At 48.5% G+C, this 365-nt stretch carries 1 protein-coding gene; it reads right to left on the minus strand.

Annotated elements, in window-relative coordinates:
* Window positions 1-95 (minus strand): hypothetical protein (locus AC0QH1_RS07785; RefSeq protein ID WP_442957294.1); only part of this gene is annotated, 95 nt, incomplete at its 3' end.
* Window positions 96-365: the final 270 nt, after the last annotated feature.

Consider the following 365-nt stretch of genomic DNA (forward strand, 5'->3'; position numbering starts at 1 on the left):
TCAAAGTCGTGGGCGGTGGCAATCCCGTACCATAGCCGACGTGTTGTCGGGTCTTGAGCGAGGTCCTGGCTAAACTTAGGGAATTTTGTTGCCATAAGTCCTCTGAGTTCCTGCTGCTTTTATCCTAGTGCATCAATTGATGTTAGGAAGATTGCGAAACAAACGCAGCCATATCTGATGAAGGCGACAGGTGATGTTCGGCGAACTAAACAGCGGTTGACTACTCCGCGCTCTAAAGAGACGGGGATTCCCCCGAGGGATTTTAGAAATTCCGAAAAACGGACTCTTAGGCGAAGTCAAGTACGCCTCTATAGGTTGCCCGAAGGCTTCCCTTTACTGATTTTCGTTCAATCACCTTTTATCTC

The sequence above is a fragment of the Phormidium sp. CCY1219 genome (assembly GCF_055795085.1).